Here is a 25,496-nt window from a genome sequence, read left to right on the forward strand (position 1 = left end):
CTTGAAGCCCTGGTCCACCACTGCCTTCCCCAGGCGCATCCCGCACCGGGCCCGCCTTTCGGCATGAACATGAGGTCGCCCGGACGGGGATCAGTACCACGATCGGGCGAAGAAGCCCGTCCCTCCAGGGACGGGCTTCTTCCGCGCGCCCTGCTCCGGTGAGGTGAACGACCGACGGCGGATCGGCCAACTCACCGCACCACCCTGCTCCTTGGCCACCACCGGACCTCATACTCTCCATGGTCCCGTACGGCCCTTCCAGGGAGGCAGAGCATGGCCCTCACCACCCGTCGCAGAGCCCTCACCACCCTCGGCGCCGCCCTCGCCGGCACCGTCGTGCTGCCCGCCGCGCAGGCGCTGGCCGGCGAACAGAGGCACCGGCCCCGCCCGTTGTGGCGCGCCCACGCCCACAACGACTACGAGCACCCACGCCCCCTCCTCGACGCCCTCGACCACCGCTTCGGCAGCGTCGAGGCCGACATCTACCTGGTCGACGGTCAACTCCTCGTCGCCCACGACCCCGTGGACCTCGACCCGTCCCGCACGCTGAGGTCCCTGTACCTCGACCCGCTCGCCGCGCGCGTGCGGGCCAACCGCGGATCCGTGTACCGCGGGTACCACGAGCCGCTCCAGCTGCTGGTCGACATCAAGACCGAGGGGGCGGCCGCCTATCTCGAACTCGACCGCCAACTGCGTCGCTACGGCCATCTGTTCACCACCTGTGCGCACGGCAGGGTGCTGCCCGGGGCGGTCACCGTCGTCGTCTCCGGCGACCGCGCGGCCCGCCCGCCGATGGAGGCCCAGCGGGTGCGCCGCGCCTTCTACGACGGTCGGCTCACCGACCTCGGCACCACCGCACCCGCCTCCTTCGTCCCACTGATCAGCGACAACTGGACGCTCAGCTTCAGCTGGCAGGGCGTGGGCGCCTTCCCGGAGGCGGAGCGCCGGAAACTGCGCGCCATCGTGGGCACCGCCCACACGCGCGGGCAACGCGTTCGGTTCTGGGCCACCCCGGACCTGCCCGGCCCCGCCCGCGACGCACTCTGGGGCGAACTGGTGGCGGCGGACGTCGACCACCTCAACACCGACGACCTCGCGGGCCTGGAAGCCTTCCTCGACGCCCACCGGAGGGCGTGACACCACACGTTCGGCGGACAGGTCAGCCGCCCGGACGAACCCTCCGCTACGCCACACTTGCGGCCGAACGCCGCGAAACGGATGTGGCGGAGGAGGTTGACGATGGCGATTTCCATCTCTGTGGTGCTGCTGCTCTCGGTCCTTGCGGTGATCTTCCTGCGCAACGGCGGGCTGAAGGTCTCCCACGCGCTGGTCTGTCTGCTGCTCGGCTTCTATCTGGCCAGCACGAGCATCGCGCCCACGATCCACAGTGGCCTCATGGCGACGGCCGACATCGTCGGCAGTCTGCGGCCGTGAGGGGGTTCAGCGGTCGGCCACCGCGTCACGCGGCAGCACGGTGACGCGGTGGAAGTTGCAGCCGGCCGGTGCGGGCAGGGCGGACGGAGGCCGGTTCTGGTGGGCCTTGAGAGCGACGCTCACCAGACTCAGCAGCAGGTCGATGTCCGTGGCACAGTCGAGATGGACCGTCACCCAGCCCGAACCCGGCACCAGTTGTATGGCACTCGAGCCGCCCAGGTCGTAGTGGAAGCGCTGGACGGCGCGTTGGGTGAGGTGGAGGTCCACGTCCCGCGCGGAGTGGAAGTGGACGATCTCGTCCCGGGCGCTTCGCAGCGCCTGCCCCGTACCGCAACGAGGCGGACAGGCCGAGAGATCGGGCCACGTGAGCAGTCGCTCCATGGCTCGCTGCGCCGGTGTCATGCGCCCATCGTCGCCTGCTCGGCGTCCGGCAACCAGAAGTTGTGCGATTCGTAATCGACTGGTGAGGTCGTGGACCCGCGCGGCCGCCCCGCGCGCCGGGCCGCCCGCCCTCGACGACACCACGGCCGGGGCCCCGCTCGCCCGGCCTCGACGCACCGGTGAACAGGCATGTCGGGCCACCTGGGCCGCCTTCGGGCCGGGTCTGCCCGCCCGGCTCGGCGACCGGTCGGGGGGAACGCCCCGCCCGACCGGGCCCTTTCGCCGGACTCGGCGACCCGTGGGGTCGGCTTCGCCCGGTCCCCTCGGTCGCCGGCCGGGCCGGGTCCGTTCGGCCAGGGGCGGCGACCGCCGGATCGGTTCGTTCGCTCGCCCCGGCCGCTCGTCGGGTCAGGCCCGTTCGGCCACCGCCGCCGGGTCGTCCAGGACGCCCCGGACCACCGAGTGGGCCGCGCCCAGCAGCGGGCCCTCGGGGCCCAGCGGGGACACGGAGACGGGGCAGGGCGGTCCCGCGGTGCGCCGGGCCAGTTCGGAGCGGAGCGACGGCAGCAGCCAGGGGGCGAGCCCGGACAGGGCTCCGCCGAGTACCACGCTTTCGGGGTCCAGCAGGTTGACCGCTCCCGTGAGGGCGATCCCCAGCGCCGTTCCCGCCTCGTGCAGGGCGTCGCGTACCTCGGCGTCGCCCTGCTCGGCGCGGCCCGCGAGGAGGCCGACGCGGTCCTCGCCCGGCTCCAGTCCGGCCGCGCGCAGCACCGCGTCCTCACCGGCGTACTGCTCCAGACAGCCCCGTCCGCCGCAGGCGCACTGCGGCCCCTCGGGCCGTACCGGCACATGGCCCAACTCGCCCGCGAAACCGCGGTTCCCGTGCAGCAGCCGCCCGTCCACGACGACCGCCGCGCCGATACCGACCTCGGCCGACACATGGAGGAAGTCACGCGGGGTGTCCTCGCCGAGCCACAGCTCGGCCAGCGCACCGAAGTTGGCCTCGTTCGCCACGGTGAGCGGCAGACCGGCCGGCAGCAGACCGCCGAGGTCCGTGTCGTGCCAGCCGAGGTTCGGGGCGCGTACGACGGTCCGCGCGTCACGCGCGACCAGACCCGGTACGGCCACGGCGAGCCCCGCCGGCCACAGGCCCTCGCCCTCCGCCTCGGCGACGACCCGCTCCACCAGCCCGGTGAGTTCGCCGAGCACCGGCTCGGGGGAGCGGCCGCGGTTGGGTACGTGCCGGACCGCCCGGGACCGGACCCGCCCGCGCAGATCGACCGCGCAGACCGCGAGGTGGTCGACGCCCACCTCGGCGCCGATCCCGGCGGGGCCGCGCCCGCTGACCGCGAGCGCGAAGCCGGGACGGCCCACGCGTCCGGGCCGCTCGGGGCCCAGTTCCTCCAGCAGGCCCGAGCGGATGAGTTCGTCGACCAGCGTGGACACGGCCGCGCGGGTCAGTCCGATCCGGGAGGCGACGGCGGCCCGGGACAGCGGCCCCTCGGCGCTGACGGTGTGCATCACACGCGAGAGGTTGCGGCGGCGCATGCCCTGCTGCGTGTCGGGCAGCGCGCGCCCGGGACCGGCCGGGGGGCGGGCCTTGTGCGGCGGTGTGCTCATTCCTCCGTCGTTCCTCGGTCTCTGCGGCCGTCGGCGTACTGACGGCCGCTACGGCCTGCCGGCTTGTGCCTGTCGGCCGGTCGGTGTCCGCGGTTCGTGCCTGCCGGTCCGTGCGGGGCCGGCAGGCACGGTCGGCCGGGCCCACCGGCGGGTGCCGTCAGCCGGCGGTCGTGCCGCGGTTCAGCAGCGGGGCCGCGTCGGAGAGTATCCCGGCCAGCCTGGCCAGCGTCTCCTCGTCCCGCTCCACGGCTTCCAGCACCGGGCCCGCCGCCGTGTCCCAGCGCCGGGCGACCGCGGCCGGGTCCTCGCCGGTGAGCAGCCCGGCCGCCTGCGCCGCCGCCCCGAGCGCGACCAGTTCCTTCGCCTGCGGCACCTGCACGGCCCGCCCCGACAGCCGCCGTACGGTCTGCTGCCAGGCCGTGCCCCGGGCGCCGCCGCCGATCAGCAGCAGGGGCGCCGACGGGTCGGCGTCCTCGTCGAGGACGAGGTCCAGCGCGGCCAGCAGGGAGTACACGGCACCGTCGTAGGCGGCCTGGAGCAGCTGGCCGCCGGTGGTGTCGTGGCGCAGACCGTGCAGCAGGCCGGAGGAGTTGGGCAGGTTCGGGGTGCGCTCGCCGTCCAGGAAGGGCAGCAGCGTGACACCGCGCCCCGGTTCGACGGCCTCGCGGTCCAGGTTCAGCAGCGCCGCGACCCGGTCCACGGCCAGCGTGCAGTTGAGCGTGCAGGCCAGCGGCAGCCAGTCGCCGCGCGCGTCGGCGAACCCCGCCACGGTGCCCGTCGGATCGGCCGGCCTGCGCTGCGTCACCGCGTACACCGTGCCCGAGGTGCCGAGGCTCATCACCGGCGTGCCGGGACGCACCCCGAGGCCCAGCGCGGCGGCCGCGTTGTCCCCGGTGCCGCACGCCACCAGGGTGCCCTTGGAGAACGGCAGGCCGTGGCCGTCGCGCACGGTCCCGGCGACCTCGCCGGGCCGCACCACGCGCGGCAGCAGCGCCGGGTCGAGCCCCACGTGCGCGAGGATCTCCTCGTCGTACGCCTCCGTCCCCGAAGCCCACCAGCCGGTGCCGGAGGCGTCGCCGCGGTCGGTCGTGCCCTGCCCGGTGAGCCGCTCGGTGAGGTAGTCGTGGGGGAGGCGGACCGCCTTCGTCGCACGCACCGCGTCCGGCTCGTGCTCCGCCAGCCAGGCCCACTTGGTGACGGTGAAGGAGGCGGCGGGCACGCTTCCGGTGCGCTCGGCCCAGAACTTCGCGCCGCCCAGCTCCTCGATCAGGCGGCGGCCCTGCGGCGCGGAACGCACGTCGTTCCACAGCAGCGCCGGGCGGACCGGCTCCCCGTGCCGGTCCAGCGTGACCAGGCCGTGCTGCTGCCCGCCGATCGACACCGCGGCGGCCTCGTGCGCCGCCTCGCCGCACTGGCGCAGCGCCTCGGACAGGGCGTCCCACCACTGGCGCGGATCACTCTCCCGGCCCGCTCCCGACGTCACCGTGTGCGGGGCCTGGCCGCTCGCGACGACCCTGCCGGTGGCCACGTCGACGACCAGCGCCTTGGTGGACTGGGTGGATGTGTCCACGCCGACGACGAGCGGACCCTCGGCTGCTGACATCGGTCTCTCCCTCTTCCGCACTCGGCGGGGTGTGTCTCTTCCCAGAAATGTTCCTGCATACTAATTTGTAAAGCGCCATGACGAAATAGCTTCAGCGAGCAAGGAGCCGCGGCATGAACTACCAGCCCACCCCCGAGGACAAGTTCACCTTCGGACTGTGGACCGTCGGCTGGCAGGGACGGGACCCCTTCGGCGACGCCACGCGGCGTGCCCTCGACCCGGTCGAGTCGGTGCGGCGCCTGGCCGAGCTGGGCGCCCACGGCGTCACGTTCCACGACGACGACCTCATCCCCTTCGGCTCGAGCGACAGCGAGCGCGAGGAGCACATCAAGCGGTTCCGGCAGGCGCTGGACGACACCGGCATGAAGGTGCCGATGGCCACCACCAACCTGTTCACCCACCCGGTGTTCAAGGACGGCGGCTTCACCGCGAACGACCGTGACGTGCGCCGCTACGCCCTGCGCAAGACCATCCGCAACATCGACCTCGCGGCGGAGCTCGGCGCGCAGACCTATGTGGCGTGGGGCGGCCGCGAGGGCGCCGAGTCCGGTGGCGCCAAGGACGTACGCGACGCCCTGGACCGTATGAAGGAGGCCTTCGACCTGCTCGGCGAGTACGTCACCGAGCAGGGCTACGACCTCCGCTTCGCCATCGAGCCCAAGCCGAACGAGCCGCGCGGCGACATCCTGCTCCCGACCGTCGGCCACGCCCTCGCGTTCATCGAGCGCCTGGAGCGCCCGGAGCTGTACGGCGTCAACCCGGAGGTCGGCCACGAGCAGATGGCCGGGCTGAACTTCCCGCACGGCATCGCGCAGGCGCTGTGGGCGGGCAAGCTCTTCCACATCGACCTCAACGGCCAGAACGGCATCAAGTACGACCAGGACCTCCGCTTCGGCGCGGGCGACCTGCGCGCCGGGTTCTGGCTGGTCGACCTGCTGGAGTCGGCCGGGTACGAGGGCCCGCGGCACTTCGACTTCAAGCCGCCGCGGACCGAGGACTTCGACGGTGTGTGGGCCTCGGCGGCCGGCTGCATGCGCAACTACCTGATCCTCAAGGAGCGCGCCGCCGCGTTCCGTGCGGACCCGGAGGTGCAGGAGGCGCTCGCCGCGTCCCGTCTGGACCAGCTGGCCCAGCCCACGGCGGCCGACGGCCTCCAGTCCCTGCTCGACGACCGGTCGGCCTTCGAGGACTTCGACGTCGACGCGGCCGCCGCGCGGGGCATGGCCTTCGAGCGCCTGGACCAGCTGGCGATGGACCACCTGCTGGGCGCCCGCGGCTGACCCGGGGCCGTCACGCGTGAGGGCCCGCCGCGGGGGAATCCCACGGCGGGCCCGAGGCACGCGCGGTGCGCCGTCCTGGGCGTGCGCTCCGCGCGGGGTACGACGGACTCATGGCACGCGCGCCCTGAGTTCGTATCAACTTCCGTGCGGCGTCCTCGCGCGGCTCCCCTCCCGGCGAGGACCATGGTGCGCATGGCCACGCCACCCGTACCGCCCCGGCCGCCGGACGGCGGCAGTTTCGGCCCGCCCGGATCGCCCGGATCGCCCAGGCCTCCGGGCGGACACAGGGCCGTGCTCCTCCTGTTCGCCGCTGTCGCGGTGATCGCGGCCGTGGCCGTCGTCGTACTGATGGCCGGGGGAGACGACGGCCCGCCGGACGGGACGCCGAGCGGGACGGCGACCGGCACCTCGCCGAACCTCCCCACCCAGCTCCCCGGCGACCTGCCGAGCCTGCTCCCCTCCGGCTTCCCGACCGACCTCCCGTCGGACCTTCCCACCGAACTGCCGTCGGGCTTCCCGACCGGACTGCCGAGCGGCCTGGAGTCCCTCCTGCCGTCCCTGGGCGATGTGGAACTGCCCTGACGGCACACCATGTCCGGCCTGGCCGGTGGTCAGCCCTCGGGGGTGCCCTGTGCCGTGGCCAGTGCCGTCGCCGGGTCCTGGGAGGGGTCCCCTGCCGGGGTCCAGCGTCCGCGTTCCCCGCGGTACGGCCACCAGCGCCCCTCGCGGTCCAGGCGCAGCTGGACGGGCGCACCGGCGACCGTCCACCGGTTGGCCCGGACCCGGAGCACCGGCCGCTCGTCCTCGTCCCACGCCGACTCGAGAGCGGCACGCGCGCGTGCCAGCCGTTCGCCGTCCACGGCCCACTCCTCGTCGAGCACGGCCAGTGCCGCCGTTCCACCCTGCCGCCAGGCCCGTACGGCGACGGCCAGCTCCTCCCGGCTCCGCCCGGACCCCTCGGCGAGCCGTTCGGTCACCGCGCGGTGCGGCTCCCCGGCGGCCAGCCGCACCGCGTCCCGCGCGACGGTCGGCTCCGGTGCCACCGGCTGCCGTCCGTGCCCGTCCCGGAGCGCCTCCGCGAGCAGCCGATGGGCCTGTACGGCCGTCCGCGCGGCCAGGAACTCCAGCGCGGACGGATCCACACCGGCCGCGGGCGCGGCCTCGGTGTCCAGCGACGGCGGGGTCCCCGGCTCCGCGGGGAGCGCGGGCAGGGCCGGAAGGGACGGCAGGATGTCACCGGCCGCGTAGGCCTCGGCCGCGTCCACGCCGTCCGGCCCCTGGGCGGTCCGCCCCGCGGACGCCTCGCCCCGGGCCTGGAGGGCCTCCAGGAGGGCGCGCTCACCCCGCCCCCGCATCAGCAGGAGGACGAACGGGTCCTGGTCCAGCAGCCGGGCCATTTGGTAGCACAGCGCCGCCGTATGACCGCAGTGGTCCCAGGCACCGCACTCGCACTCCGGCTCCAGATCGCCCAGCCCCGGCAGCAGGTCGACGCCGGCCGACTCCGCGTCCTCGACCAGATGCGTCGGCATCTCACGGTCGAGCAGCGCCGCGACATGCCCGGCCCGCTCCGCGGCCATCGCCAGGAACCGGTCCCACTGCTCCCCGGACAGCTCCTGCAGCAGTACGTCCGCGCGGTGGGGCGTACGGTCCCGGTCCTGTACGACCGCGGTGACGCGCCCCGGCCGTACGGACACCGCGCCGACCGCGCCCGCGCGGGCCAGCGCGCGGCCCGCCTTGAGCTGCCCGGAGTCCAGCGCCGTGCCCTCCAGCGCCGTCAGCCAGGCGCGGCCCCACCAGGTCACCGCGAAGGCACGCCCCCGCGCGGGCGGCAGCGCGGCGAACGTGCGCTCCGCGTCGGTCCCGTCATCGTCGTAGCGGGTCATCGCGATCCCCCTCGCAGTTCGACCAGCTCCGCCAGCTCGGCGTCCGTCAGTTCGGTGAGCGCCGCCTCGCCGGAGCCGAGCACCGCGTCGGCCAGTTCACGCTTGCGCTCCAGCAGCGCGGCGATACGGTCCTCGATGGTTCCCTCGGCGATGACGCGGTGCACCTGCACCGGCCGGGTCTGGCCGATGCGGTACGCGCGGTCCGTCGCCTGTGCCTCGACGGCCGGGTTCCACCAGCGGTCGTAGTGCACGACGTGCTCCGCGCGGGTGAGGTTCAGCCCGGTGCCGGCCGCCTTCAGCGACAGCAGGAACACCGGAACCTCCCCGTCCTGGAAGCGGCCCACCATGGCCTCACGCTCGGCGACCGGTGTGCCGCCGTGCAGGAACTGCGTGCGCACGCCCCGCGCGGCCAGATGCCGTTCCAGCAGCCGGGCCATCCGCACGTACTGCGTGAAGACCAGGACGCCGGCCCCTTCGGCGAGGACCGTGTCGAGGAGTTCGTCCAGCAGCTCCAGCTTCCCCGACCGCCCGGCGATCACCGGCCGTTCCTCCTTGAGGAACTGCGCCGGGTGGTTGCAGATCTGCTTCAGTCCGGTCAGCAGCTTCACGATCTGTCCGCGCCGCGCCATGCTGTCCGCCTCGGCGATCGCGGCCATCGCCTCGCGCACGACGGCCTCGTACAGTCCCGTCTGCTCCGGGGTGAGGGAGACGGCGTGATCTGTCTCCGTCTTGGGCGGAAGCTCGGGCGCGATCCCGGGGTCCGACTTGCGGCGGCGCAGCAGGAAGGGCCGTACCAGACGCGCCAGCCGCTCGGCCGCCGCCGGGTCCTGACCGCCCTCCACGGCGTCGGCGTACCGCCGGCGGAAGGTGCCGAGCCGGCCGAGCAGACCGGGGGTCGTCCAGTCGAGAATGGCCCACAGTTCCGACAGGTTGTTCTCCACCGGCGTGCCGGTGAGCGCCACGCGCGCGCGTGCGCCGATGGAACGCAGCTCACGCGCCGTCGAGGAGTAAGGGTTCTTCACGTGCTGGGCCTCGTCGGCGACGACCATGCCCCAGGGGACCGCGGCGAGCCGTTCGGCGTCCAGCCGCATGGTGCCGTACGTGGTGAGCACGAACTCGCCGCCGGCCAGGTCGTCCAGCGCCCGCCGTGCGCCGTGGAAGCGGCGTACCGGGGTGCCGGGCGCGAAGCGTTCGATCTCCCGCTGCCAGTTGCCCATCAGCGATGTCGGGCAGACCACGAGCGTGGGGCCCGCGGACTCGGGGTCGCTCTGGCGGTGCAGGTGCAGGGCGATGAGGGTGATGGTCTTGCCGAGTCCCATGTCGTCGGCCAGACAGCAGCCCAGACCCAGGGAGGTCGTGCGGGCCAGCCAGGTCAGGCCGCGCCGCTGGTAGTCCCGCAGTGTGGCGTCGAGCGCGGCGGGCTGCTCGACCGGCTCCTGCGCCTCGGGGTCCGCGAGCCGGTCCCGCAGCGCCGCCAGCCACCCGGTGGGCCGCACCTCGATCCGGCCGCCGTCCACCTCCACGGAGCCCGTCAGCGCCGCGCCGAGCGCGTCGACCGGCGTGACCTTCCGGTCCTTGCGCGCACGGGCCCGGGCCAGCTCCCGGGGGTCGATCAGCACCCACTGGTCGCGCAGCCGGACGAGAGGACGGTTCGCCTCGGCGAGCCGGTCCAGCTCCTCGCGCGTGAGCCGCCGGTCGCCCACGGCGAACCACCAGTCGAACGCCAGCAGCGCGTCGGCGGACAGGAACGACGGCCCGTCCGCGGGTCCGGTCCTCCCGCGCCCCGGCTCGTCGTCGGCGGGACCGACCTCCGCGCGCGTGGTCAGTTCCCGGACCAGCTCCTTGGGCCAGTGCACCTCGACGCCCGCCCCGGCGAGAGCCCGACCGCCCTCGCCGAGCAGTTCGGTGACGTCCTCCTCCGCCAGGTCCACCGCGTCCGGCACGGTCGCCGACAACAGGGGGGTGAGCGATGCCCAGGCGCGCGCCGCGCGGCGCAGCGCCAGCAGGGCGTCCATTCGCGCGCGCGGGCCGAAGTCCGCGTCGGACACCCCCGCCCACACCTCGCCGGCGTCCGCCACGAGCGCGGGGTCGCCCACGCCGTGCATCTGAAGGACGGCCCGGAAGGAGACCCCCGCCAGGTCGGCCGCGTCCACGAGCCCGCGCACCTCGATCCGCAGCGACAGCCGTACGCCGGCGTCGTGGCCCGCGGCGACGTCGGCGGCCCAGGTCCGCAGCTCGGGCAGCCGTCCCGGCTCCGTCGCGGCGAACGCGGCGGTGCCGGTCACGAGGTGGGCGGCGGGGGAGCGGGGCAGCGTGTCGGCGACGGCGTCGAGGAAGGCGCGCAGCAGCCGTTCGGGGTCGGGCAGGCGGGGCGGCCCGGTGCCGTCCAGCGGTGTCGCGTGGGCCTCCGGCGGCATCGCCGCGGCGAGCCGCCGGATCGCCTCCACGTCCTGCGCGTCCAGCGGGCCGACGCGCCAGGCGTCGTGGTCGGCGGGGGAGAGGCCGGGCAGCAGCAGGCCGCGTGCCACCAGCCGCAGGGCGTGCACGGCGGCGTCGCCCCAGAACCGGGTGGCCCGGTGGGCGGCGGCACCGTCGGCGCGCGCACGCGTGAGGAGCGGAAGCGCGAGGCGCACCGGTAGCACGGTGGCGGGCACCCGCACCGTCTCGACCCCGTCGTCGCCGGGTACGACGACGGTCAGCCGCTCGGCAGACGCCCCGTCCACGGCAGGAGGAGACGATCCGTCCGGCCGCCAGAAGGCCACCCGCCCCGTGCGTGCGGGGTCGCCGGGAAGGAGGACAGCTGCTGAATCCGCCAGCTCGGAGAGTGCGGAGGAGGACGCCGGGGAAGTCGTCAGCGCAGTGATGAGAAGAGACCTCAAACTTGACTAGCGGAGTCGGAATCGCCGAGGGTACAGCACGGGTGGCGTCGGCCGGGTATGCCTGTGCTGTGAGCCGAGTCACCATGGAGGCGCGTCGTGAGCCCGCCGCGCGGGGGCTCACGACAGGTGCTCATGGTGCTCGGAGACCTTAGGGGCCACACCTCAGGGACGTCTCAGGGTCGCGGTCCGGAACCGCCGGGAGCGCGGGTCCGTTTTCACGGCAGAGAGCGGCAGTGGCCGCGAAGGAGGCGACACTCATGTCAAAGAACGCCAAGATCGCCGCAGGGGGTGTGGCGGTCGGACTCGTCATGTTCTTCCTGCTGCCCTGGTGGGCCGCGCTTCTGATCATCCTGGGAGTTCCCGCCGCCGCGTATCTCACCCTGGACCCCGCGCAGCGGCGCCGGCTGCGGCGCGTCTCGCGCAAGGAGCTGGGCCGCTGAGGCACTGTCGCGCCACCGCCTCACCGGAACCCGGCGCGCGGGAGCCGACCATGCCGCCGTCCGCGCGCCCACCGACTGGCGGGTCCGCGGACGGCGCGGCTCCCCGCTCCACCCACGTGGCCGGCGGGCCGAACGCCGGGCGGTGAGAGGGCCGTCCGGAAGGGTGTCGTGCGGCCCGTCGACGCGCGTGCCGCCCCGCACGGTGCGGGAGCGGCGCGGCCATGGCGTCGTACGGCTCCGGAGCCGACGGCCTTGGCCGGTAGCGAGTCCGGATCGCCGCGCAGGGGGCATCGGCCGCCCGACGCGCCGGGTAGAACGACGGTCACGCGCGGGGCGTCGCACACGCCGCCGGAAGCCGGCCGCCACTCGTCACGCCGTCCGGGGCCGCGTGCGCTCAGAGCGGCCGTACGGCCATCCGGTCGAGTGCCTCGAGGAGGCCCGGCAGCTCCGGGCCCCGGCCCACCGGCAGGACCTCGCCGGGTTCGTCGTCGAGCAGGACGAACGCGATGTCGTCCGTCCGGGCGACCAGCGACCACCCGGGTCCGTCGGCACGCAGAATGCGCGCGCCGCCCGGGGCGAAGGCCGAGCGGACCCGGCCGAGCGGCGGCGGCGAGTCGACGTACGCGCGGGCCTCCGCCAGCACCTGCCGGATCCCGGGGTGCCCCGGCCGTACCACCGGGCCGTCGCCCGCTCCGCTCTCGGCACTGTCCCCCGCCTCGTCCCCGTCGCCGTCCCGAGCGGGCTCCTCGGCGTCGGGTGTACGGGCCGGTCCTCCCGGTTGCGGGAACGCCGCGTCGTCGACCTGCTCCCGCCAGACCGCCCACTGGAGCGCGATCTCGTCCGCGCCCAGCCGGCGCTGGGCGGGTCCCCAGACCTGCACGTCCGGCGGCGTCAGCCGGGGCCCGTCCACGACCTCGGGGCCCGGATCGTGCGGCGCCGGCACGTTCGGCGCCGCGACGGCGACCGCGAGGGGCCAGCCGGGCAGCGCGGCGACGACCGTGCGCTCGTCCGGCGACAGATCGTGCTCCATGCCGCAGTCCCAGGACGCGATCGCGACGGCGACCAGCGAGACGTCGTCCACGACGACGGTCCACCGGGCACCCTCGCCGTCCTGTCCGAGCACCAGCCCGTACCCGTCGGCGAGGGGCGGCAGGCCGAGCGCCGTACAGGCCTCCGGGTAGTCGTCGCCCAGCACGCTCGGGAACTTCGCGGGCGTCAGCAGCGCGGCGGTGAGCACATAGAGTGCGTCGTCCGCGGCCGCCAAGGCCTCCTCGTCCGTGCCGGCCATCCCAGCCTCCCCATCGGTTCGTCCACCGGCGCGCACCCTATGCCGACCCCGAGCCGCTTGTCACGACCCCCCGTACCCACGTCCGGAGCTGCAGGTTTCCGCCCCGACGGGGCGAAATCGGCCATGCGCCGGCGGACGCCTCAGACGGCCGGGAGCCCCAGCAGCGCCCGCGCGACCGTCCCCGGAGACTCGTCGCGCTCCCGCGCGAGCGCGACGACCGCCCGGCACGCCAGTTCGGTCACCCCGAACGACAGGGCCTCCGGTGACACCCACCCGGCCGCCTCGTCGATCCGGTCCTGGTCGTCCTCCGCGCAGGCCGAGACGTACGCGGCGGCGGCCTCGAACAGGTTGTGCGGACGCCGCCCGCCCCCCCCGCCGCACCCGGACCGCCGGTCGCTGTGCCGCCGATTCTCCGAACCCGACCCCACATACGGTTCACCCTTTCCCGGGTGCGGTCGTCCGCGCCGGACGTCCAACTCCTGGCGGCCGACGTAGAGTCGCGGCCCCGACGGCAGAAGAGGGCAGCAGGGCGCGGGGCGTGACCGGGGCGTTCAGTCCGTGCGGACGGCGAGTGCCAGGAAGCGGGTGTCCTCGTCGACGTACGACGTCATGTGCCAGCCCGAACGGGAGAGCAGCGCACGCAGGTTGGGCTCCGCGCGGAGGTCGTCCGGGGTGATCGTGCGGCCAGCCGGGCGGCGAGCGCGGCCCGGCCGATCGGATGGAACAGCGCGAGCACGCCACCGGGCCGGACCACCCGCGCGATCTCCCGGAGGTTTCCCGCAGGATCGGGCAGATGGGCGATGAGGCCCGCGGCGAACACGGCGTCCAGCACGTCCGGGCGCAGCGGGAGCGCGGCGACGTCGGCGAGCAGCAGCGCGCCGTCGCGGTCCCGGCCGGCCCGCGCCGCCTCCCGCAGCATGGCGGGTGTCAGATCCGCGCCGAGGACGACGCCCGAGGGCCCCACGGCCACACGCAGCGCGGGCAGCGCCCGCCCGGTGCCGCAGCCCGCGTCGAGTACCCGTCCGCCCTCGCGCAGCCCGAGTTCGGCGACCGCGGCCGCGTAGGCGGGACCGTCGTCGGGGAAGCGGCGGTCCCAGTCGGCGGCACGCGCGGTGAAGAACTCCTGGACGTGTGTGTGGTCGTCGCTCATGCTCCGCATGATTCCTCACCGGGACGGCTCCCCGACCCCGACCGCGGCCCCGGCGGCCGGCAGCAGCGAGTTCCGGCCCTCGCGGATCCCTTTCGGCGCCGTCGACCGCCGTGCGGGAGCCCGGCGTCATCACGCGCGCGCGACGCCTGGCGCGTGCCCGGCCTGGACGCCGAAATCACCGTCGTGCCGTGCGACGCACGCGAGCCGCACTCGGGGAAGGGCACGCCGGGGACGCCGGGCGGATGCGCGCCGCCCGGCTGCCCGACCCGGTGGGACGCGCTCCCGCGCGGCCGGCGATCAGTCCGCGACGCCCTTTTCGGCCAGAATCTTCTCGATGCCGACGCGGACGAGGAGCTCTCCGGGCACCCCGTTGCGCTCCCCGAACTCCGCGGCACGTTGCTCGCCCATGTACCGCGCGCCGATCCTGGCGGCCCAGTGCCGGAGTTCCCCGGGGTCCTCCGAGAGCCGCGCCCTGCCCTGCAGCACCACGTAGGAGAACGGCGGCCGGTCGTCGTCCACGCAGAGGGACACCCGTCCGTCACGTGCCAGATTGCGTCCCTTCACGGTCCGCGCGCCGGTGTTGAACACCACCTCGTCCCCGTCCACGAGGAACCAGATCGGTGCCACATGAGGGCTGCCGTCGGCACGGACGGTGCAGAGCTTCGCGGTACGGGTGCCGTACGAGACGAACTCCCGCCACTCTTCCTCGGTCATCTTGTCTCCCATGGCTCCCATTCTCCTTGCCGGGCGCACGGTCGTGGGGAAGGCTGGCGGCGCGGGACCCTCTTGACACGAGGGGACGGCACACGGGGCAGACCACGGGGAAGAGACCAGGGGGAGACACACGACATGGCGCAGAAGCGGGGACTCGACTGGCTGCTGGACGACCTGACCCAGCGCGTCGAACACGTACGGCACGCACTGGTCCTGTCCAACGACGGACTGGTGACCGGCGCGAGCACCGGACTGCGGCGGGAGGACGCGGAGCACCTGGCCGCCGTCTCGTCCGGACTGCACAGCCTCGCCAAGGGCTCGGGCCGGCACTTCGGAGCGGGCGGGGTGCGGCAGACGATGATCGAGTTCGACGAAGCGGTGCTCTTCGTCACCGCGGCCGGCAGCGGCAGCTGCCTGTGCGTGCTCAGCGGTGCCGAGGCCGACATCGGCCACATCGCGTACGAGATGACGCTGCTCGTCAACCGGGTCGGCGAGCATCTGGACGTGGACACCCGTCGGCCGGAACCCGGCACAGAGCTCTGACCTGCACGTTCGTCCTTCGCCGTGGAGTTATCCACAGGCTCGCCACGGAGAGTGACAAAGCGGCTACGGTTTTTCGAGCGGCGCACCCGGCGCCGGCCGCCCACACTCCACGGGGGAGACGAGCATGTCCGGACAGCACACCATCACGTACGAGGCCGCCACCGCCGACCGGCCCGCCGCGGCACGGGACACCTGGGTCGGCACGGGCCGCGCGGCCCGCGAACTCGGACTCAAGCCGACCGAGTTCGACCTCGCCGTACAGCTCGGCCGCGTTCGTACGACCACCGGCGGCGGAGGCCGGCGGGTCGCCCGCGCCGAGATCGAGCGGCTCCGGGCCGGGCCCGGGTTCCCGGAATCCCTGCACCGGAGTGTGCGGGCCGTGGGCACCACGGAGGGCGCCGCCCTCATCGGCGTGACCAAGACCCGGTTCACCCGCCTGGCGCGGCTGGGACTGCTGGTGCCGGTGAAGTACTACCTGAACCGCTACCGGGCCGTGGTCTGGCTCTATCTGGCCGAGGAGCTGTGCCTGTTCACGGCCGACAGCGAGAACGTGCCCCTGCTGACGGGCCGCACGCCCGAGAGCCTCAGGAGCCAACTCGACACCGGCATCGACCTGCGCCCGCGCAACTGGCGCACCCGGCAGCTGGGCTTCCTGCTCCGCCAGGCCGACGGCCCCTGGGAGCGCGCCGGAGCCGTGGCGTCGCTGCTCGACCCGCAGCATGTGTCGGAAGCGGTCCAGGACGCCTACGACCGCTCCCACCTCGACCGGTTCCGCCGGCCGCCGCCGTCCCACGGCGCTCCCGGCTCACCCGCCGCGGACCTGGCGGAGGAACTCATGACCGCTCAGGACCCGGACGAGATCGCCTGGTTGCAGGCCGATCTGAGAAGGCTGACGCACGAGGCCCGGACCCGTCGGCCGGCACCCCGTCCCACTCACCACCACCCCGCACCGGCCCATCCGGCGCCGCCCGCCGAGGAACCGGCCCGCGAGACGCCCCGCGGCCTGTTCGCGAGGTGGTGGCGCGGAAGCCGGTGACCCCTGGCGCCCCGGAGCCCGTGACTACAGCGCCCGGAACAACCCCTCCTGGACGACGGACACCAGCATCCGGCCCTCCACGTCGTAGATCCGGCCGCGGGCCAGACCCCGCCCGCCCGTGGCGATCGGCGACTCCTGGTCGTACAGGAACCACTCGTCCGCGCGGAACGGGCGGTGGAACCACATGGCGTGGTCCAGCGACGCCATGTCGAAGCCGCGCGGCCCCCACAGAGGCTCCACCGGGATCCGCACGGCGTCCAGAAGGGTCATGTCGCTGGCGTACGTCAAAGCGCAGGTGTGCACCAGCGGATCGTCCCCGAGCGGGCCGACCGCGCGCATCCACACAGCGCTGCGCGGCTCGGCGCCCTTGACGTCGTCGGGATCCCAGCGCAGCCGGTCCACATAACGGATGTCGAAGGGCTGGCGGCGCGCCATCCGCTCCAACTGCTCCGGCAGCGCGCCCAGATGCTCACGGATCTCGTCCGAGACCGTCGGCAGCGACTCGGGGTCCGGGACCTCACGGGCCGGCGGCAGCTGGTGCTCGAAACTCCCCTGTTCAGGCTTGTGGAAGGAGGCGGTCAGAGTGAAGATCGTGCGGCCCTGCTGTACCGCGGTGACCCGCCGGGTCGTGAACGACCGGCCGTCCCGCACCCGTTCGACCTGGTACACGATCGGCACCCCGGGCCTGCCCGGACGCAGGAAGTACGCGTGCAGCGAGTGCACCGGACGGTCGCCCTCCGTGGTGCGGCCGGCGGCGACCAGGGCCTGGCCGGCCACCTGGCCGCCGAAGACCCGCTGCAGTGACTCCTGCGGGCTGCGGCCACGGAAGATGTTGACCTCGATCTGCTCCAGATCGAGCAGGGAGACGAGGCTCTCGGCCGGATTCGTCATGGGTGAGATGCTCCTGTGCTCACAACTGGCCGACGTCGGTGACCCGGACGACAGCGCGGCCCTCCGCGTCGGAGGCGGTGAGGTCCACCTCGGCGCTGATGCCCCAGTCGTGGTCGTCGTTGGGGTCGTCGAAGATCTGCCGCACCCGCCACAGCCCGTTCTCCGGCTGCTCCTCGATCAGCAGCAGCTTCGGCCCGCGGGCGTCGGGACCGGTGCCGAGCTCCTCGTACTCGTCCCAGTACTTGTCCATCGCCTCGCCCCAGGCGTCCGCGTCCCAGCCGCCCTCGGAGTCCAGCTCGCCCAGCTCGTTCACCCGGTCCAGGGCGGCGAGCTCGACCCGGCGGAACATGGCGTTGCGGACCAGGACGCGGAAGGCACGCGCGTTGGCCGTGACCGGCTTGACCTGGTCGGCCTTCTCCTGCGCCTCCTCGGCGGTCATCTCCTCCGGGTTGGCCAGCTGCTCCCACTCGTCCAGCAGACTGGAGTCGACCTGGCGCACCGTCTCGCCCAGCCAGGCGATCAGGTCCTCCAGGTCCTCCGACTTCAGATCGTCCGGGACGGTGTGCTCCAGCGCCTTGTAGGCGCTCGCCAGGTACCGCAGCACGATGCCCTCGGTACGGGCCAGCTCGTAGTGGGACACCAACTCGGTGAACGTCAGCGCCCGCTCGTACATGTCCCGGATCACGGACTTCGGCGACAGCGGATGGTCACCGACCCAGGGGTGGCTCGTGCGGTAGGTGTTGTACGCGTGGAAGAGCTGCTCCTCCAGCGGCTTCGGGTAGGTGACGTCCTGGAGGCGCTCCATGCGCTCCTCGTACTCGACCCCGTCGGCCTTCATCGCGGCCACCGCCTCACCGCGCGCCTTGTTCTGCTGGGCGGCGAGGATCTGGCGCGGATCGTCCAGCGTGGACTCCACGACGGACACCATGTCCAGCGCGTACGAGGGCGATTCCGGGTCCAGCAGCTCGAACGCGGCCAGCGCGAACGTGGACAGCGGCTGGTTCAGCGCGAAGTCCTGCTGCAGGTCCACGGTGAGACGCACGATGCGGCCCTCCGCGTCCGGCCGGTCGAGCTTCTCGACGATGCCGCCGTCCAGCAGCGAGCGGTAGATGGCGATCGCCCGCCGGATGTGCCTGAGCTGCTGCCTGCGGGGCTCGTGGTTGTCCTCCAGCAGCCGCCGCATCGCCTCGAAGGCGTTGCCGGGACGCGCGATCACCGACAGCAGCATCGTGTGCGTGACCCGGAAGCGGGAGGTCAGCGGTTCCGGCTCGGAGCCGATGAGCTTCTCGAAGGTCTGCTCGCTCCAGGCGACGAAGCCCTCGGGCGCCTTCTTGCGCACCACCTTGCGGCGCTTCTTCGGGTCGTCGCCGGCCTTCGCCAGCGCCTTCTCGTTCTCGACGACGTGCTCCGGCGCCTGCGCCACCACGAAGCCCTCGGTGTCGAAGCCGGCCCGTCCGGCGCGGCCCGCGATCTGGTGGAACTCGCGGGCCCGCAGCGTGCGCACGCGGGTGCCGTCGTACTTGGTCAGCGCGGTGAACAGCACGGTCCGGATGGGGACGTTGACACCCACGCCGAGCGTGTCCGTGCCGCAGATGACCTTCAGCAGGCCGGCCTGCGCGAGCTTCTCCACCAGCCGCCGGTACTTGGGCAGCATGCCGGCGTGATGCACACCGATGCCGTGCCGGACGTAACGGGAGAGATTGCGGCCGAACTTGGTGGTGAAGCGGAAGTTGCCGATCAGTTCGGCGATCCGGTCCTTCTCCTCACGCGTGCACATGTTGATGCTCATCAGCGCCTGCGCCCGCTCCACCGCCTGCGCCTGCGTGAAGTGCACGATGTAGACCGGCGCCTGCCGGGCCTCGAGCAGATCCGTGAGCGTTTCGGTGAGCGGTGTGTACCGGTACTCGTAGGAGAGAGGGACGGGCCGCGTCGCCGAGCGGACCACCGACGTCGGGCGGTTGGTGCGGCGGGTGAGGTCCTTCTCGAAGAAGGAGACATCGCCGAGCGTCGCCGACATCAGCACGAACTGCGCCTGCGGCAGCTCCAGCAACGGGATCTGCCAGGCCCAGCCGCGGTCCCCCTCCGCGTAGAAGTGGAACTCGTCCATCACGACCTGGCCCACGTCGGCGTTCTTGCCGTCGCGCAGCGCGATGGACGCCAGTACCTCGGCGGTGCAGCAGATCACCGGGGCGTCGGCGTTGACGGACGCGTCGCCGGTGAGCATGCCGACGTTCTCCGTGCCGAAGATCTTGCACAGTTCGAAGAACTTCTCCGACACCAGCGCTTTGATGGGCGCCGTGTAGAAGGTGACCTCGTCGCGCGCCAGGGCGGCGAAGTGGGCCGCCGCCGCGATCATGCTCTTGCCGGAGCCCGTGGGCGTCGACACGATCACGTTCGCCCCCGAGACCACCTCGATCAGCGCCTCCTCCTGATGGGGGTAGAGCGTGAGACCGCGCTCCCGCGCCCACGACTCGAAGGCTTCGTAGAGGGCATCGGGGTCGGCGGTCGGAGGCAGCTGATCGATGAGGGTCACGCCCCCATCTTGCCTGCCCGCCGGCCCGAGAGGGGAATCGGCTGCGGGCACGAAGATCGCGAACGCTACGCTGTGTCGCCGGCGGAGCGGCAACGCACCGGGCCAACCGGCCAGCGGCGAACGAGAAATGGGGCGGGCAGCAGCAATGATGGGACCAGCACACTCACTGTCGGGCGCGGCGGCCTGGCTGGGCGTCGGCGCGGCGACGGCCGCCGCCGGACACGCCATGCCCTGGCCGGTGCTCCTGGCCGGTGCCCTGATCTGCGCCGGCGCCGCGCTCGCCCCGGACCTGGACCACAAGGCGGCCACCATCTCGCGGGCCTTCGGACCTCTCTCCCGCTGGCTGTGCGAGATCGTCGACAAACTGTCCTACGCGGTCTACAAGTCCACCAGGAAGCCCGGCGACCCCCGCCGCTCCGGCGGGCACCGCACGCTCACGCACACCTGGCTGTGGGCGGTCCTGATCGGTTCCGGCACCGCCGCCCTGGCCATCGCGGGCGGGCGCTGGGCGGTGCTGGCCATCCTCTTCGTGCACATGGTGCTGGCCATCGAGGGCCTGCTGTGGCGGGCGACGCGAGGCTCCAGCAGCGACGTCCTGGTGTGGCTGCTGGCGGCGACCAGCGCCTGGATCCTCGCCGGCATCCTGGACCAGCCGGGCAAAGGCTCCGACTGGCTGTTCACCGCGCCCGGCCAGGAGTACCTGTGGCTGGGGCTGCCGATCGTGCTGGGCGCCCTGGTGCACGACATCGGGGACGCGCTGACCGTCTCCGGCTGCCCGATCCTGTGGCCGATACCGGTCGGCCGCAAGCGCTGGTACCCGATCGGCCCGCCGAAGGCGATGCGTTTCCGGGCCGGCAGCTGGGTCGAACTGAAGGTGCTGATGCCGGTGTTCATGATCCTCGGCGGGATAGGCTGCGCCGCCGCGCTCAACGTGATCTGAGTCCCGGGCGGGACACCGACTCAGTCGGCGCCTGCACCGCCGTACCGGCGCTCGAAGCGGGCGACCCGGCCCTCCGTGTCCACGGTCCGGGCCCGGCCCGTGTAGAAGGGGTGGCTCTCCGAGGAGATCTCCACCTCCACCACCGGGTAGGTCTCGCCGTCGTCCCACTCGATGGTCTGCTCGCTGGTCGCGGTGGACCGGGTGAGGAAGGCGTAACCGGCGGCACGGTCCCGGAAGACCACCGGGTGGTAGTCGGGGTGCTTGTCCTGCTGCATGAATGCTCCTCGGGGTCAGCCCGGCAGGTTGTCCTCGTCGACGACATGCACGGCGGCCTCCTCGGCGGAGGCGGCCGCGCCGTCGATGCCGACGTCCATGGCGACCAGGGCCTCCTCCTCGTCCTCGTGCGCCCCTTCGTCGGGGGCCACCAGACGGCCGGAACGTGTGCCGCCGACCTCGTTGTCCAGGGGTTCCCCGTCGGTGCCGGAGGAATCACCGATGCCGTCGTCGTCGAGGGCGGCGGGGTCGGGCAGCTCCTCGGCGAGCCGCTGGTCCAGCGTCTCGCCCTCCTGGCGCTCCGCCGCCGTCACGCCGTAGTGCTCCACGGCCCAGGGCCGCTCCGGAGGGGACCAGCCCCGGTCGAGGGGGTCGGCGACGCCGTCGTTCTCCAGGGTGTCCTCGGCGTCCAGCAGTCCGGCGTCGTCCTGAACCTCGGACGCGTCGGGCTGGTAGACGTCGTCTCCCCAACCGTCGGCGCTGTTCACGGGTACCTCCAGAGAGTGGGGGCGGGCCCGTTCCCGCCGCGGCCCGCACCGGGCCGTCCGTGCGGCACACCGGCGCCCCCGGTACCCCTTCCGGGCCCGGGCCCCCGAACCGATGCCTGACTCCACCCTTCCACCGGACCTCCCCACCCCGCAACGCCACACCCGGCCCCGACGCGTCACGACCACGACCGCGAACCTCTCACCTCGGACGATCCCCCGAGCCCTACGAGACACCGGAACCCCGGCCGACCGCCGACCCGCGTCCCGGCCGCCCCGGACCGGGACGCCCGAGCCCCGACGTCTCAGCCCGTCCACCCAGCCGCACCGCCCGCGTTCTCCCCGCCCCCGGACCGGGACGCCCGAGCCCCGGTCCGGGGCGGGCATGCCCACCACCCGGCCGCACCGGCCGCACCGGCCGGGTACCGGGCTCGGAGCGGGCGGCCCGGGCACCGAAGTGCGCGTTTGCGTGCCGTCGGGCGGGGCCGGTTCGGCACGGGGCCCGGTCAGCCGTGCCAGGAGCGCCACAGGGACGCGTACGCGCCGTTCGCCGCGACCAGATCGTCGTGGCTGCCGAGTTCGCTGATGCGGCCGTTCTCCACGACGGCGATGACGTCCGCGTCGTGGGCGGTGTGCAGACGGTGGGCGATGGCGACGACGGTCCTGCCGTCCAGGACACGGGCCAGGGAGCGTTCCAGGTGACGTGCCGCGCGCGGGTCGAGCAGCGATGTCGCCTCGTCCAGGACCAGCGTGTGCGGGTCGGCCAGTACCAGCCGGGCCAGCGCGATCTGCTGGGCCTGGGCCGGAGTGAGCGCGAACCCGCCCGAGCCGACCTCGGTGTCCAGCCCCTCCCCGAGGGCGCGGGCCCAGCCGTCCGCGTCGACCGCGCCCAGCGCCGCCCACAGTTCGGCGTCCACCGCCTCCGTCCTGGCGAGCCGCAGATTGTCGCGCAGGGAGCCCACGAAGACGTGGTGCTCCTGGTTGACCAGCGCCACATGCTCCCGGACCCGTTCCGCCGTCATCCGGGACAGCTCGGCGTCGCCGAGGGTGACCCGGCCGTCCCGGGGCGCGTAGATCCCGGCGAGCAGCCGGCCCAGCGTGGACTTGCCCGCGCCCGAGGGGCCGACCAGCGCCAGCCTGGTCCCCGGGGCGACCTTGAGCGACACCTCGCGCAGGACGTCCACGCCCTCCCGGTAGCCGAAGTGCACCCGGTCGGCGTGCACCCGGCGTCCGTCGGGGGCGAGCCCGGCGTCACCGGCGTCGGGCTCGATGTCCCGCACCCCGACCAGCCGGGCCAGCGACACCTGAGCCACCTGCAGCTCGTCGTACCAGCGCAGGATCAGCCCCACCGGATCGACGAGCATCTGCGCGATCAACGCACCCGTCGTCAGCTGGCCGACACCGATCCAGCCGTGCAGCACGAACACCCCGCCGATCATCAGCACCGAGCCGAGCACGGTCACATGGGTGATGTTGATCGCGGGGACGAGCACCGACCGCAGCCAGAGCGTGTAGCGCTCCCACGCCGTCCACTCCGCGACCCGCCGGTCGGACAGCGCGATGCGCCGCTCCCCGAGGCGGTGCGCCTCCACGGTCCGCCCCGCGTCCACGGTCTCGGCGAGCGAGGCGGCCACGGCGGCGTACCCGGCGGCCTCCGAGCGGTAGCCGGCCGGCGCCCGCCGGAAGTACCAGCGGCAGGCGACCACCAGCAGCGGCACGGCGACCAGCACGGCCGGAGCCAGCACCGGCGCCGTGACGACGAGACCGCCCAGCAGCAGCGCCGCCCACACCACACCGATGGCCAGCTGCGGCACGGCCTCGCGCATGGCGTTGCCGAGCCGGTCGATGTCGGTGGTGATCCGCGACAGCAGATCACCCGTGCCGGCCCGTTCCAGCACGCCCGGCGGCAGCCCGACCGACCTCACCAGGAAGTCCTCGCGCAGATCGGCCAGCATCCGCTCGCCGAGCATCGCCCCGCGCAGCCGGACCTGCCGTACGAACGCCGCCTGGACGGCCAGCGCGAGCACGAACAGGGTGACCGTGAGCCCCAGATGCAGCTCCCGCTCCCGGTCCGCGACCCGTTCCACCAGCCCGCCCAGCAGGTACGGGCCGGTCATCGAGGCGATCACGGCGATGGTGTTCACGGTGATCAGCAGCAGGAAGGCCCGGCGGTGCCTGCGCAGCAGCTCCGCCACGTAGGCGCGGACGGTCGCGGGCGCGCCCACGGGCAGCGTGCTGGCCGCGGTGGGGGCCGCCGGGTCGTACGCCGGTGGCGCCACGCCGATCATGCTGTCTCCTCGATCTCTTCGAGCTCTTCCAGCCGCTCCAGCCGGTGCAGGACCTCGTCCTTGTCCAGCTTGTCGAGCGGCGCGGCCTCGTCCTCGGTCTCGCGCGTCACCACGGCCCGGTACCGGGGCTCGGTGCGCACCAGATCGCGGTGGACACCGACGGCCGCGACGGTGTCGCCGTGCAGGAACACCACCCCGTCGGCGCGGTCCAGCAGCAGCGGGGAGGAGGTGAACACCACGGTGGTGCGCCCCGCCCGCAGCTCGCGCACGCCCTGGGCGATACGGGCCTCGGTGTGCGAGTCGACGGCCGAGGTCGGCTCGTCCAGGACGAGCACCTCCGGGTCCGTGACCAGCGACCGGGCCAGAGCCAGCCGCTGGCGCTGCCCGCCGGACAGGGACCGCCCGCGCTCGGTGATCCGCGCGTCCATCGGGTCGTCGGCGTCCACCGAGCCCTGCACCAGTGCCGCCAGTACGTCCCCGCACTGCGCGGCGTCCAGCGCGTCGCGCGGGTCGACGGCACCGGACGCCGGCACGTCGAGCAGTTCGCGCAGGGTGCCGGAGAGCAGCACCGGGTCCTTGTCCTGCACGAGGACGGCCCCGCGGGCCGAGTCCAGGGGCAGTTCGTCGAGCGGCACGCCGCCGAGCAGCACCGGTGTGCCCGGTTCGGAGGGGTGTCCGCCGAGCCGTTCGGCCAGCCGCCCCGCCGCGTCCGGGTCCCCGCACACCACGGCGGTGAGCCGGCCCGAGGGGGCGAGCAGCCCGGTCGCCGGGTCGTGCAGGTCCCCGGACGGAGCCTCGGCGGCGCGGGATCCCCCGGTGTCGGTGGCCCGTTCCAGCGACAGCACGCGCGCGGCCCGTTTGGCCGAGGGGCGCGAGAAGGAGTACGCCATCGCGATCTCCTCGAAGTGCCGCAGCGGATAGGTGAGCACCATGACCGAGCTGTAGACGGTGACCAGTTCACCGACGCCGATCCGGCCCTCCCGGGCGAGATGGACGCCGTACCAGACGACCGTGATCAGCAGGATTCCCGGCAGCAGTACCTGGATCGCGGCGATCAGTGCCCACATGCGCGCGCTGCGCACGGCGGCGTGGCGGACCTCCTGGGAGGCACGGCGGTAGCGGTCGAGGAACAGTTCCTCGCCGCCGATGCCGCGCAGTACGCGCAGTCCGGCGACGGTGTCGGAGGCCAGTTCGGTGGCCCGGCCGGCCTTCTCGCGCTGCACGTCCGCCCGCCGGGTGGCGCGGGGCAGCAGCGGCAGCACCGCGATCGCCAGCACCGGCAGTCCCACGGCGACGACGACCCCGAGCGAGGGTTCGTAGACCACCAGGCCGGCGCAGACCAGCAGGATGGTGACGGCCGCCGCGGTGAACCGGGACAGGGCCTCCACGAACCAGCCGATCTTCTCCACATCCCCGGTGGAGACCGCCACGACCTCACCGGCGGCGACCCGCCGGGTCAGCGCGGACCCCAGCGTCGCGGCCCTGCGGGCCAGCAGCTGCTGGACGCGGGCGGCGGCGGTGATCCAGTTGGTGACGGCGGCGCGGTGCAGGAAGGTGTCACCGATCGCGTTGCCCGCGCAGGCCAGCGCCATCAGTCCGCCGGCCAGCGCGAGCCCGCCGCCGGAGCGGTCGACGGCGGCCTGGACGGCGGCACCGACGCAGAACGGCAGCGAGGCGACCGAGACGAAGTGCAGCAGGCCCCAGCCCAGCGACGTGAGCTGCCCGGACAGCTGGTTGCGGAAGAGCCACCACAGGAATCGGGGACCCGAGCGCGCGTCGGGCACCCCCGGGTCGGGATACGGAAGGTCTTGGATCTGCATGACGTCCCAGTGGCT

The 25,496-nt window shown here is 73.6% G+C and carries 22 protein-coding genes and 1 pseudogene; 8 read left to right on the forward strand and 15 right to left on the reverse strand.

What is annotated here, in order from left to right:
- The first annotated feature begins 273 nt into the window (after nt 1-273).
- Both IF28_RS0105030 and IF28_RS0105035 read left to right on the forward strand, forming a co-directional pair.
- Nucleotides 274-1,137 (forward strand): phosphatidylinositol-specific phospholipase C/glycerophosphodiester phosphodiesterase family protein, encoded by an 864-nt coding sequence (locus tag IF28_RS0105030; RefSeq protein ID WP_030214469.1) that lies wholly within the window; start codon nt 274-276, stop codon nt 1,135-1,137.
- Between the two features lie 102 nt (nt 1,138-1,239).
- Entirely contained in the window at nt 1,240-1,434 is a 195-nt protein-coding gene (locus tag IF28_RS0105035) for a hypothetical protein (protein WP_030214470.1), read from the forward strand.
- 6 nt (nt 1,435-1,440) lie between these two features.
- On the opposite strand, the gene IF28_RS0105040 is transcribed toward IF28_RS0105035, so the two are convergent.
- The 3 genes from IF28_RS0105040 to xylB form a co-directional block, all read right to left on the reverse strand.
- Nucleotides 1,441-1,836, reverse strand: coding sequence for a luciferase family protein (locus IF28_RS0105040; protein ID WP_030214471.1), 396 nt, complete (start codon nt 1,834-1,836; stop codon nt 1,441-1,443).
- A gap of 387 nt (nt 1,837-2,223) precedes the next feature.
- Nucleotides 2,224-3,435 (reverse strand): ROK family transcriptional regulator, encoded by a 1,212-nt coding sequence (locus IF28_RS0105045; protein WP_030214472.1) that lies wholly within the window; start codon nt 3,433-3,435, stop codon nt 2,224-2,226.
- A 157-nt stretch (nt 3,436-3,592) separates the two neighbouring features.
- Entirely contained in the window at nt 3,593-5,038 is a 1,446-nt protein-coding gene (gene xylB / locus IF28_RS0105050) for a xylulokinase (protein ID WP_030214473.1), read from the reverse strand.
- 113 nt (nt 5,039-5,151) lie between these two features.
- Between xylB and xylA the strand changes: the two genes are divergently transcribed.
- A complete protein-coding gene (xylA, locus tag IF28_RS0105055; protein ID WP_030214476.1) occupies nt 5,152-6,318 on the forward strand; it encodes a xylose isomerase in 1,167 nt (388 codons plus the stop codon).
- Nucleotides 6,319-6,510: 192 nt separating this feature from the next.
- Nucleotides 6,511-6,900, forward strand: coding sequence for a hypothetical protein (locus IF28_RS37500; RefSeq protein ID WP_030214479.1), 390 nt, complete (start codon nt 6,511-6,513; stop codon nt 6,898-6,900).
- A gap of 29 nt (nt 6,901-6,929) precedes the next feature.
- On the opposite strand, the gene IF28_RS0105065 is transcribed toward IF28_RS37500, so the two are convergent.
- Together IF28_RS0105065 and IF28_RS0105070 are read right to left on the reverse strand one after the other, a co-directional pair.
- On the reverse strand, nt 6,930-8,201 hold the full coding sequence (locus tag IF28_RS0105065) for an SWF or SNF family helicase (protein WP_030214482.1): 1,272 nt from the start codon (nt 8,199-8,201) through the stop codon (nt 6,930-6,932).
- Nucleotides 8,198-11,017, reverse strand: a complete 2,820-nt coding sequence (locus IF28_RS0105070) for an SNF2-related protein (protein ID WP_078620877.1) — start codon at nt 11,015-11,017, stop codon at nt 8,198-8,200. The genes IF28_RS0105065 and IF28_RS0105070 overlap by 4 nt, the downstream gene beginning before the upstream one ends.
- Before the next feature lie 320 nt (nt 11,018-11,337).
- Here IF28_RS0105070 and IF28_RS0105075 point away from each other — a divergent pair, with 320 nt between their 5' ends.
- Nucleotides 11,338-11,520: a hypothetical protein gene (locus IF28_RS0105075; RefSeq protein ID WP_030214487.1), complete on the forward strand. Its 183-nt coding sequence runs from the start codon at nt 11,338-11,340 to the stop codon at nt 11,518-11,520.
- Nucleotides 11,521-11,914: 394 nt separating this feature from the next.
- On the opposite strand, the gene IF28_RS0105080 is transcribed toward IF28_RS0105075, so the two are convergent.
- From IF28_RS0105080 to IF28_RS0105095, 4 genes and pseudogenes are all read right to left on the reverse strand, one after another.
- Nucleotides 11,915-12,808 carry a hypothetical protein gene (locus IF28_RS0105080; RefSeq protein ID WP_030214490.1) on the reverse strand — a complete coding sequence of 298 codons (894 nt, stop codon included), beginning with the start codon at nt 12,806-12,808 and terminating at the stop codon, nt 11,915-11,917.
- 140 nt (nt 12,809-12,948) lie between these two features.
- Nucleotides 12,949-13,236, reverse strand: a complete 288-nt coding sequence (locus IF28_RS0105085) for a hypothetical protein (protein ID WP_030214493.1) — start codon at nt 13,234-13,236, stop codon at nt 12,949-12,951.
- A gap of 123 nt (nt 13,237-13,359) precedes the next feature.
- Nucleotides 13,360-13,958 (reverse strand): annotated as a pseudogene (locus IF28_RS36145) (class I SAM-dependent methyltransferase).
- 297 nt (nt 13,959-14,255) lie between these two features.
- Complete coding sequence (locus tag IF28_RS0105095) at nt 14,256-14,684, reverse strand: PPOX class F420-dependent oxidoreductase (protein WP_030214500.1); 429 nt, start codon at nt 14,682-14,684, stop codon at nt 14,256-14,258.
- Nucleotides 14,685-14,807: 123 nt separating this feature from the next.
- Between IF28_RS0105095 and IF28_RS0105100 the strand changes: the two genes are divergently transcribed.
- Nucleotides 14,808-15,215, forward strand: a complete 408-nt coding sequence (locus IF28_RS0105100; protein WP_030214503.1) for a roadblock/LC7 domain-containing protein — start codon at nt 14,808-14,810, stop codon at nt 15,213-15,215.
- Between the two features lie 124 nt (nt 15,216-15,339).
- Nucleotides 15,340-16,251, forward strand: a complete 912-nt coding sequence (locus IF28_RS0105105) for a DUF6397 family protein (RefSeq protein WP_030214508.1) — start codon at nt 15,340-15,342, stop codon at nt 16,249-16,251.
- A gap of 24 nt (nt 16,252-16,275) precedes the next feature.
- Here IF28_RS0105105 and IF28_RS0105110 read toward each other — a convergent pair whose 3' ends face one another.
- Both IF28_RS0105110 and IF28_RS0105115 read right to left on the reverse strand, forming a co-directional pair.
- Nucleotides 16,276-17,142, reverse strand: coding sequence for an acyl-CoA thioesterase (locus IF28_RS0105110; protein ID WP_030214511.1), 867 nt, complete (start codon nt 17,140-17,142; stop codon nt 16,276-16,278).
- Between the two features lie 19 nt (nt 17,143-17,161).
- A complete protein-coding gene (locus IF28_RS0105115; protein WP_078620850.1) occupies nt 17,162-19,726 on the reverse strand; it encodes a DEAD/DEAH box helicase in 2,565 nt (854 codons plus the stop codon).
- Nucleotides 19,727-19,820: 94 nt separating this feature from the next.
- Between IF28_RS0105115 and IF28_RS0105120 the strand changes: the two genes are divergently transcribed.
- Nucleotides 19,821-20,615: a metal-dependent hydrolase gene (locus tag IF28_RS0105120; RefSeq protein WP_030214517.1), complete on the forward strand. Its 795-nt coding sequence runs from the start codon at nt 19,821-19,823 to the stop codon at nt 20,613-20,615.
- Nucleotides 20,616-20,635: 20 nt separating this feature from the next.
- Here the strand turns inward: IF28_RS0105120 and IF28_RS0105125 are convergent, their stop codons facing one another.
- The 4 genes from IF28_RS0105125 to IF28_RS0105140 form a co-directional block, all read right to left on the reverse strand.
- Nucleotides 20,636-20,890 carry a type B 50S ribosomal protein L31 gene (locus IF28_RS0105125; protein WP_030214520.1) on the reverse strand — a complete coding sequence of 85 codons (255 nt, stop codon included), beginning with the start codon at nt 20,888-20,890 and terminating at the stop codon, nt 20,636-20,638.
- Between the two features lie 15 nt (nt 20,891-20,905).
- The gene (locus tag IF28_RS0105130) at nt 20,906-21,376 is read right to left on the reverse strand and encodes a DUF5709 domain-containing protein (RefSeq protein WP_030214523.1); all 471 of its coding nucleotides are present in this window, start codon (nt 21,374-21,376) and stop codon (nt 20,906-20,908) included.
- A gap of 503 nt (nt 21,377-21,879) precedes the next feature.
- Entirely contained in the window at nt 21,880-23,661 is a 1,782-nt protein-coding gene (locus IF28_RS0105135) for an ABC transporter ATP-binding protein (RefSeq protein WP_030214526.1), read from the reverse strand.
- Nucleotides 23,658-25,481, reverse strand: a complete 1,824-nt coding sequence (locus tag IF28_RS0105140; RefSeq protein WP_030214528.1) for an ABC transporter transmembrane domain-containing protein — start codon at nt 25,479-25,481, stop codon at nt 23,658-23,660. The genes IF28_RS0105135 and IF28_RS0105140 overlap by 4 nt, the downstream gene beginning before the upstream one ends.
- Between the last annotated feature and the right edge of the window lie 15 nt (nt 25,482-25,496).

It is taken from the genome of Streptomyces sp. NRRL WC-3626, from assembly GCF_000718785.1.
GTDB lineage: Bacteria > Actinomycetota > Actinomycetes > Streptomycetales > Streptomycetaceae > Streptomyces > Streptomyces edwardsiae.

What these genes read in the sequence shown, in the direction of transcription:
- IF28_RS0105030 (WP_030214469.1), top strand. Translation starts at nt 274, where the DNA reads ATGGCCCTCACCACCCGTCGCAGAGCCCTCACCACCCTCGGCGCCGCC.
- IF28_RS0105035 (WP_030214470.1), top strand. Translation starts at nt 1,240, where the DNA reads ATGGCGATTTCCATCTCTGTGGTGCTGCTGCTCTCGGTCCTTGCGGTG.
- IF28_RS0105040 (WP_030214471.1), bottom strand. Translation starts at nt 1,836, where the DNA reads ATGACACCGGCGCAGCGAGCCATGGAGCGACTGCTCACGTGGCCCGAT.
- IF28_RS0105045 (WP_030214472.1), bottom strand. Translation starts at nt 3,435, where the DNA reads ATGAGCACACCGCCGCACAAGGCCCGCCCCCCGGCCGGTCCCGGGCGC.
- xylB (WP_030214473.1), bottom strand. Translation starts at nt 5,038, where the DNA reads ATGTCAGCAGCCGAGGGTCCGCTCGTCGTCGGCGTGGACACATCCACC.
- xylA (WP_030214476.1), top strand. Translation starts at nt 5,152, where the DNA reads ATGAACTACCAGCCCACCCCCGAGGACAAGTTCACCTTCGGACTGTGG.
- IF28_RS37500 (WP_030214479.1), top strand. Translation starts at nt 6,511, where the DNA reads ATGGCCACGCCACCCGTACCGCCCCGGCCGCCGGACGGCGGCAGTTTC.
- IF28_RS0105065 (WP_030214482.1), bottom strand. Translation starts at nt 8,201, where the DNA reads ATGACCCGCTACGACGATGACGGGACCGACGCGGAGCGCACGTTCGCC.
- IF28_RS0105075 (WP_030214487.1), top strand. Translation starts at nt 11,338, where the DNA reads ATGTCAAAGAACGCCAAGATCGCCGCAGGGGGTGTGGCGGTCGGACTC.
- IF28_RS0105080 (WP_030214490.1), bottom strand. Translation starts at nt 12,808, where the DNA reads ATGGCCGGCACGGACGAGGAGGCCTTGGCGGCCGCGGACGACGCACTC.
- IF28_RS0105095 (WP_030214500.1), bottom strand. Translation starts at nt 14,684, where the DNA reads ATGGGAGACAAGATGACCGAGGAAGAGTGGCGGGAGTTCGTCTCGTAC.
- IF28_RS0105100 (WP_030214503.1), top strand. Translation starts at nt 14,808, where the DNA reads ATGGCGCAGAAGCGGGGACTCGACTGGCTGCTGGACGACCTGACCCAG.
- IF28_RS0105105 (WP_030214508.1), top strand. Translation starts at nt 15,340, where the DNA reads ATGTCCGGACAGCACACCATCACGTACGAGGCCGCCACCGCCGACCGG.
- IF28_RS0105110 (WP_030214511.1), bottom strand. Translation starts at nt 17,142, where the DNA reads ATGACGAATCCGGCCGAGAGCCTCGTCTCCCTGCTCGATCTGGAGCAG.
- IF28_RS0105120 (WP_030214517.1), top strand. Translation starts at nt 19,821, where the DNA reads ATGATGGGACCAGCACACTCACTGTCGGGCGCGGCGGCCTGGCTGGGC.
- IF28_RS0105125 (WP_030214520.1), bottom strand. Translation starts at nt 20,890, where the DNA reads ATGCAGCAGGACAAGCACCCCGACTACCACCCGGTGGTCTTCCGGGAC.
- IF28_RS0105135 (WP_030214526.1), bottom strand. Translation starts at nt 23,661, where the DNA reads ATGATCGGCGTGGCGCCACCGGCGTACGACCCGGCGGCCCCCACCGCG.
- IF28_RS0105140 (WP_030214528.1), bottom strand. Translation starts at nt 25,481, where the DNA reads ATGCAGATCCAAGACCTTCCGTATCCCGACCCGGGGGTGCCCGACGCG.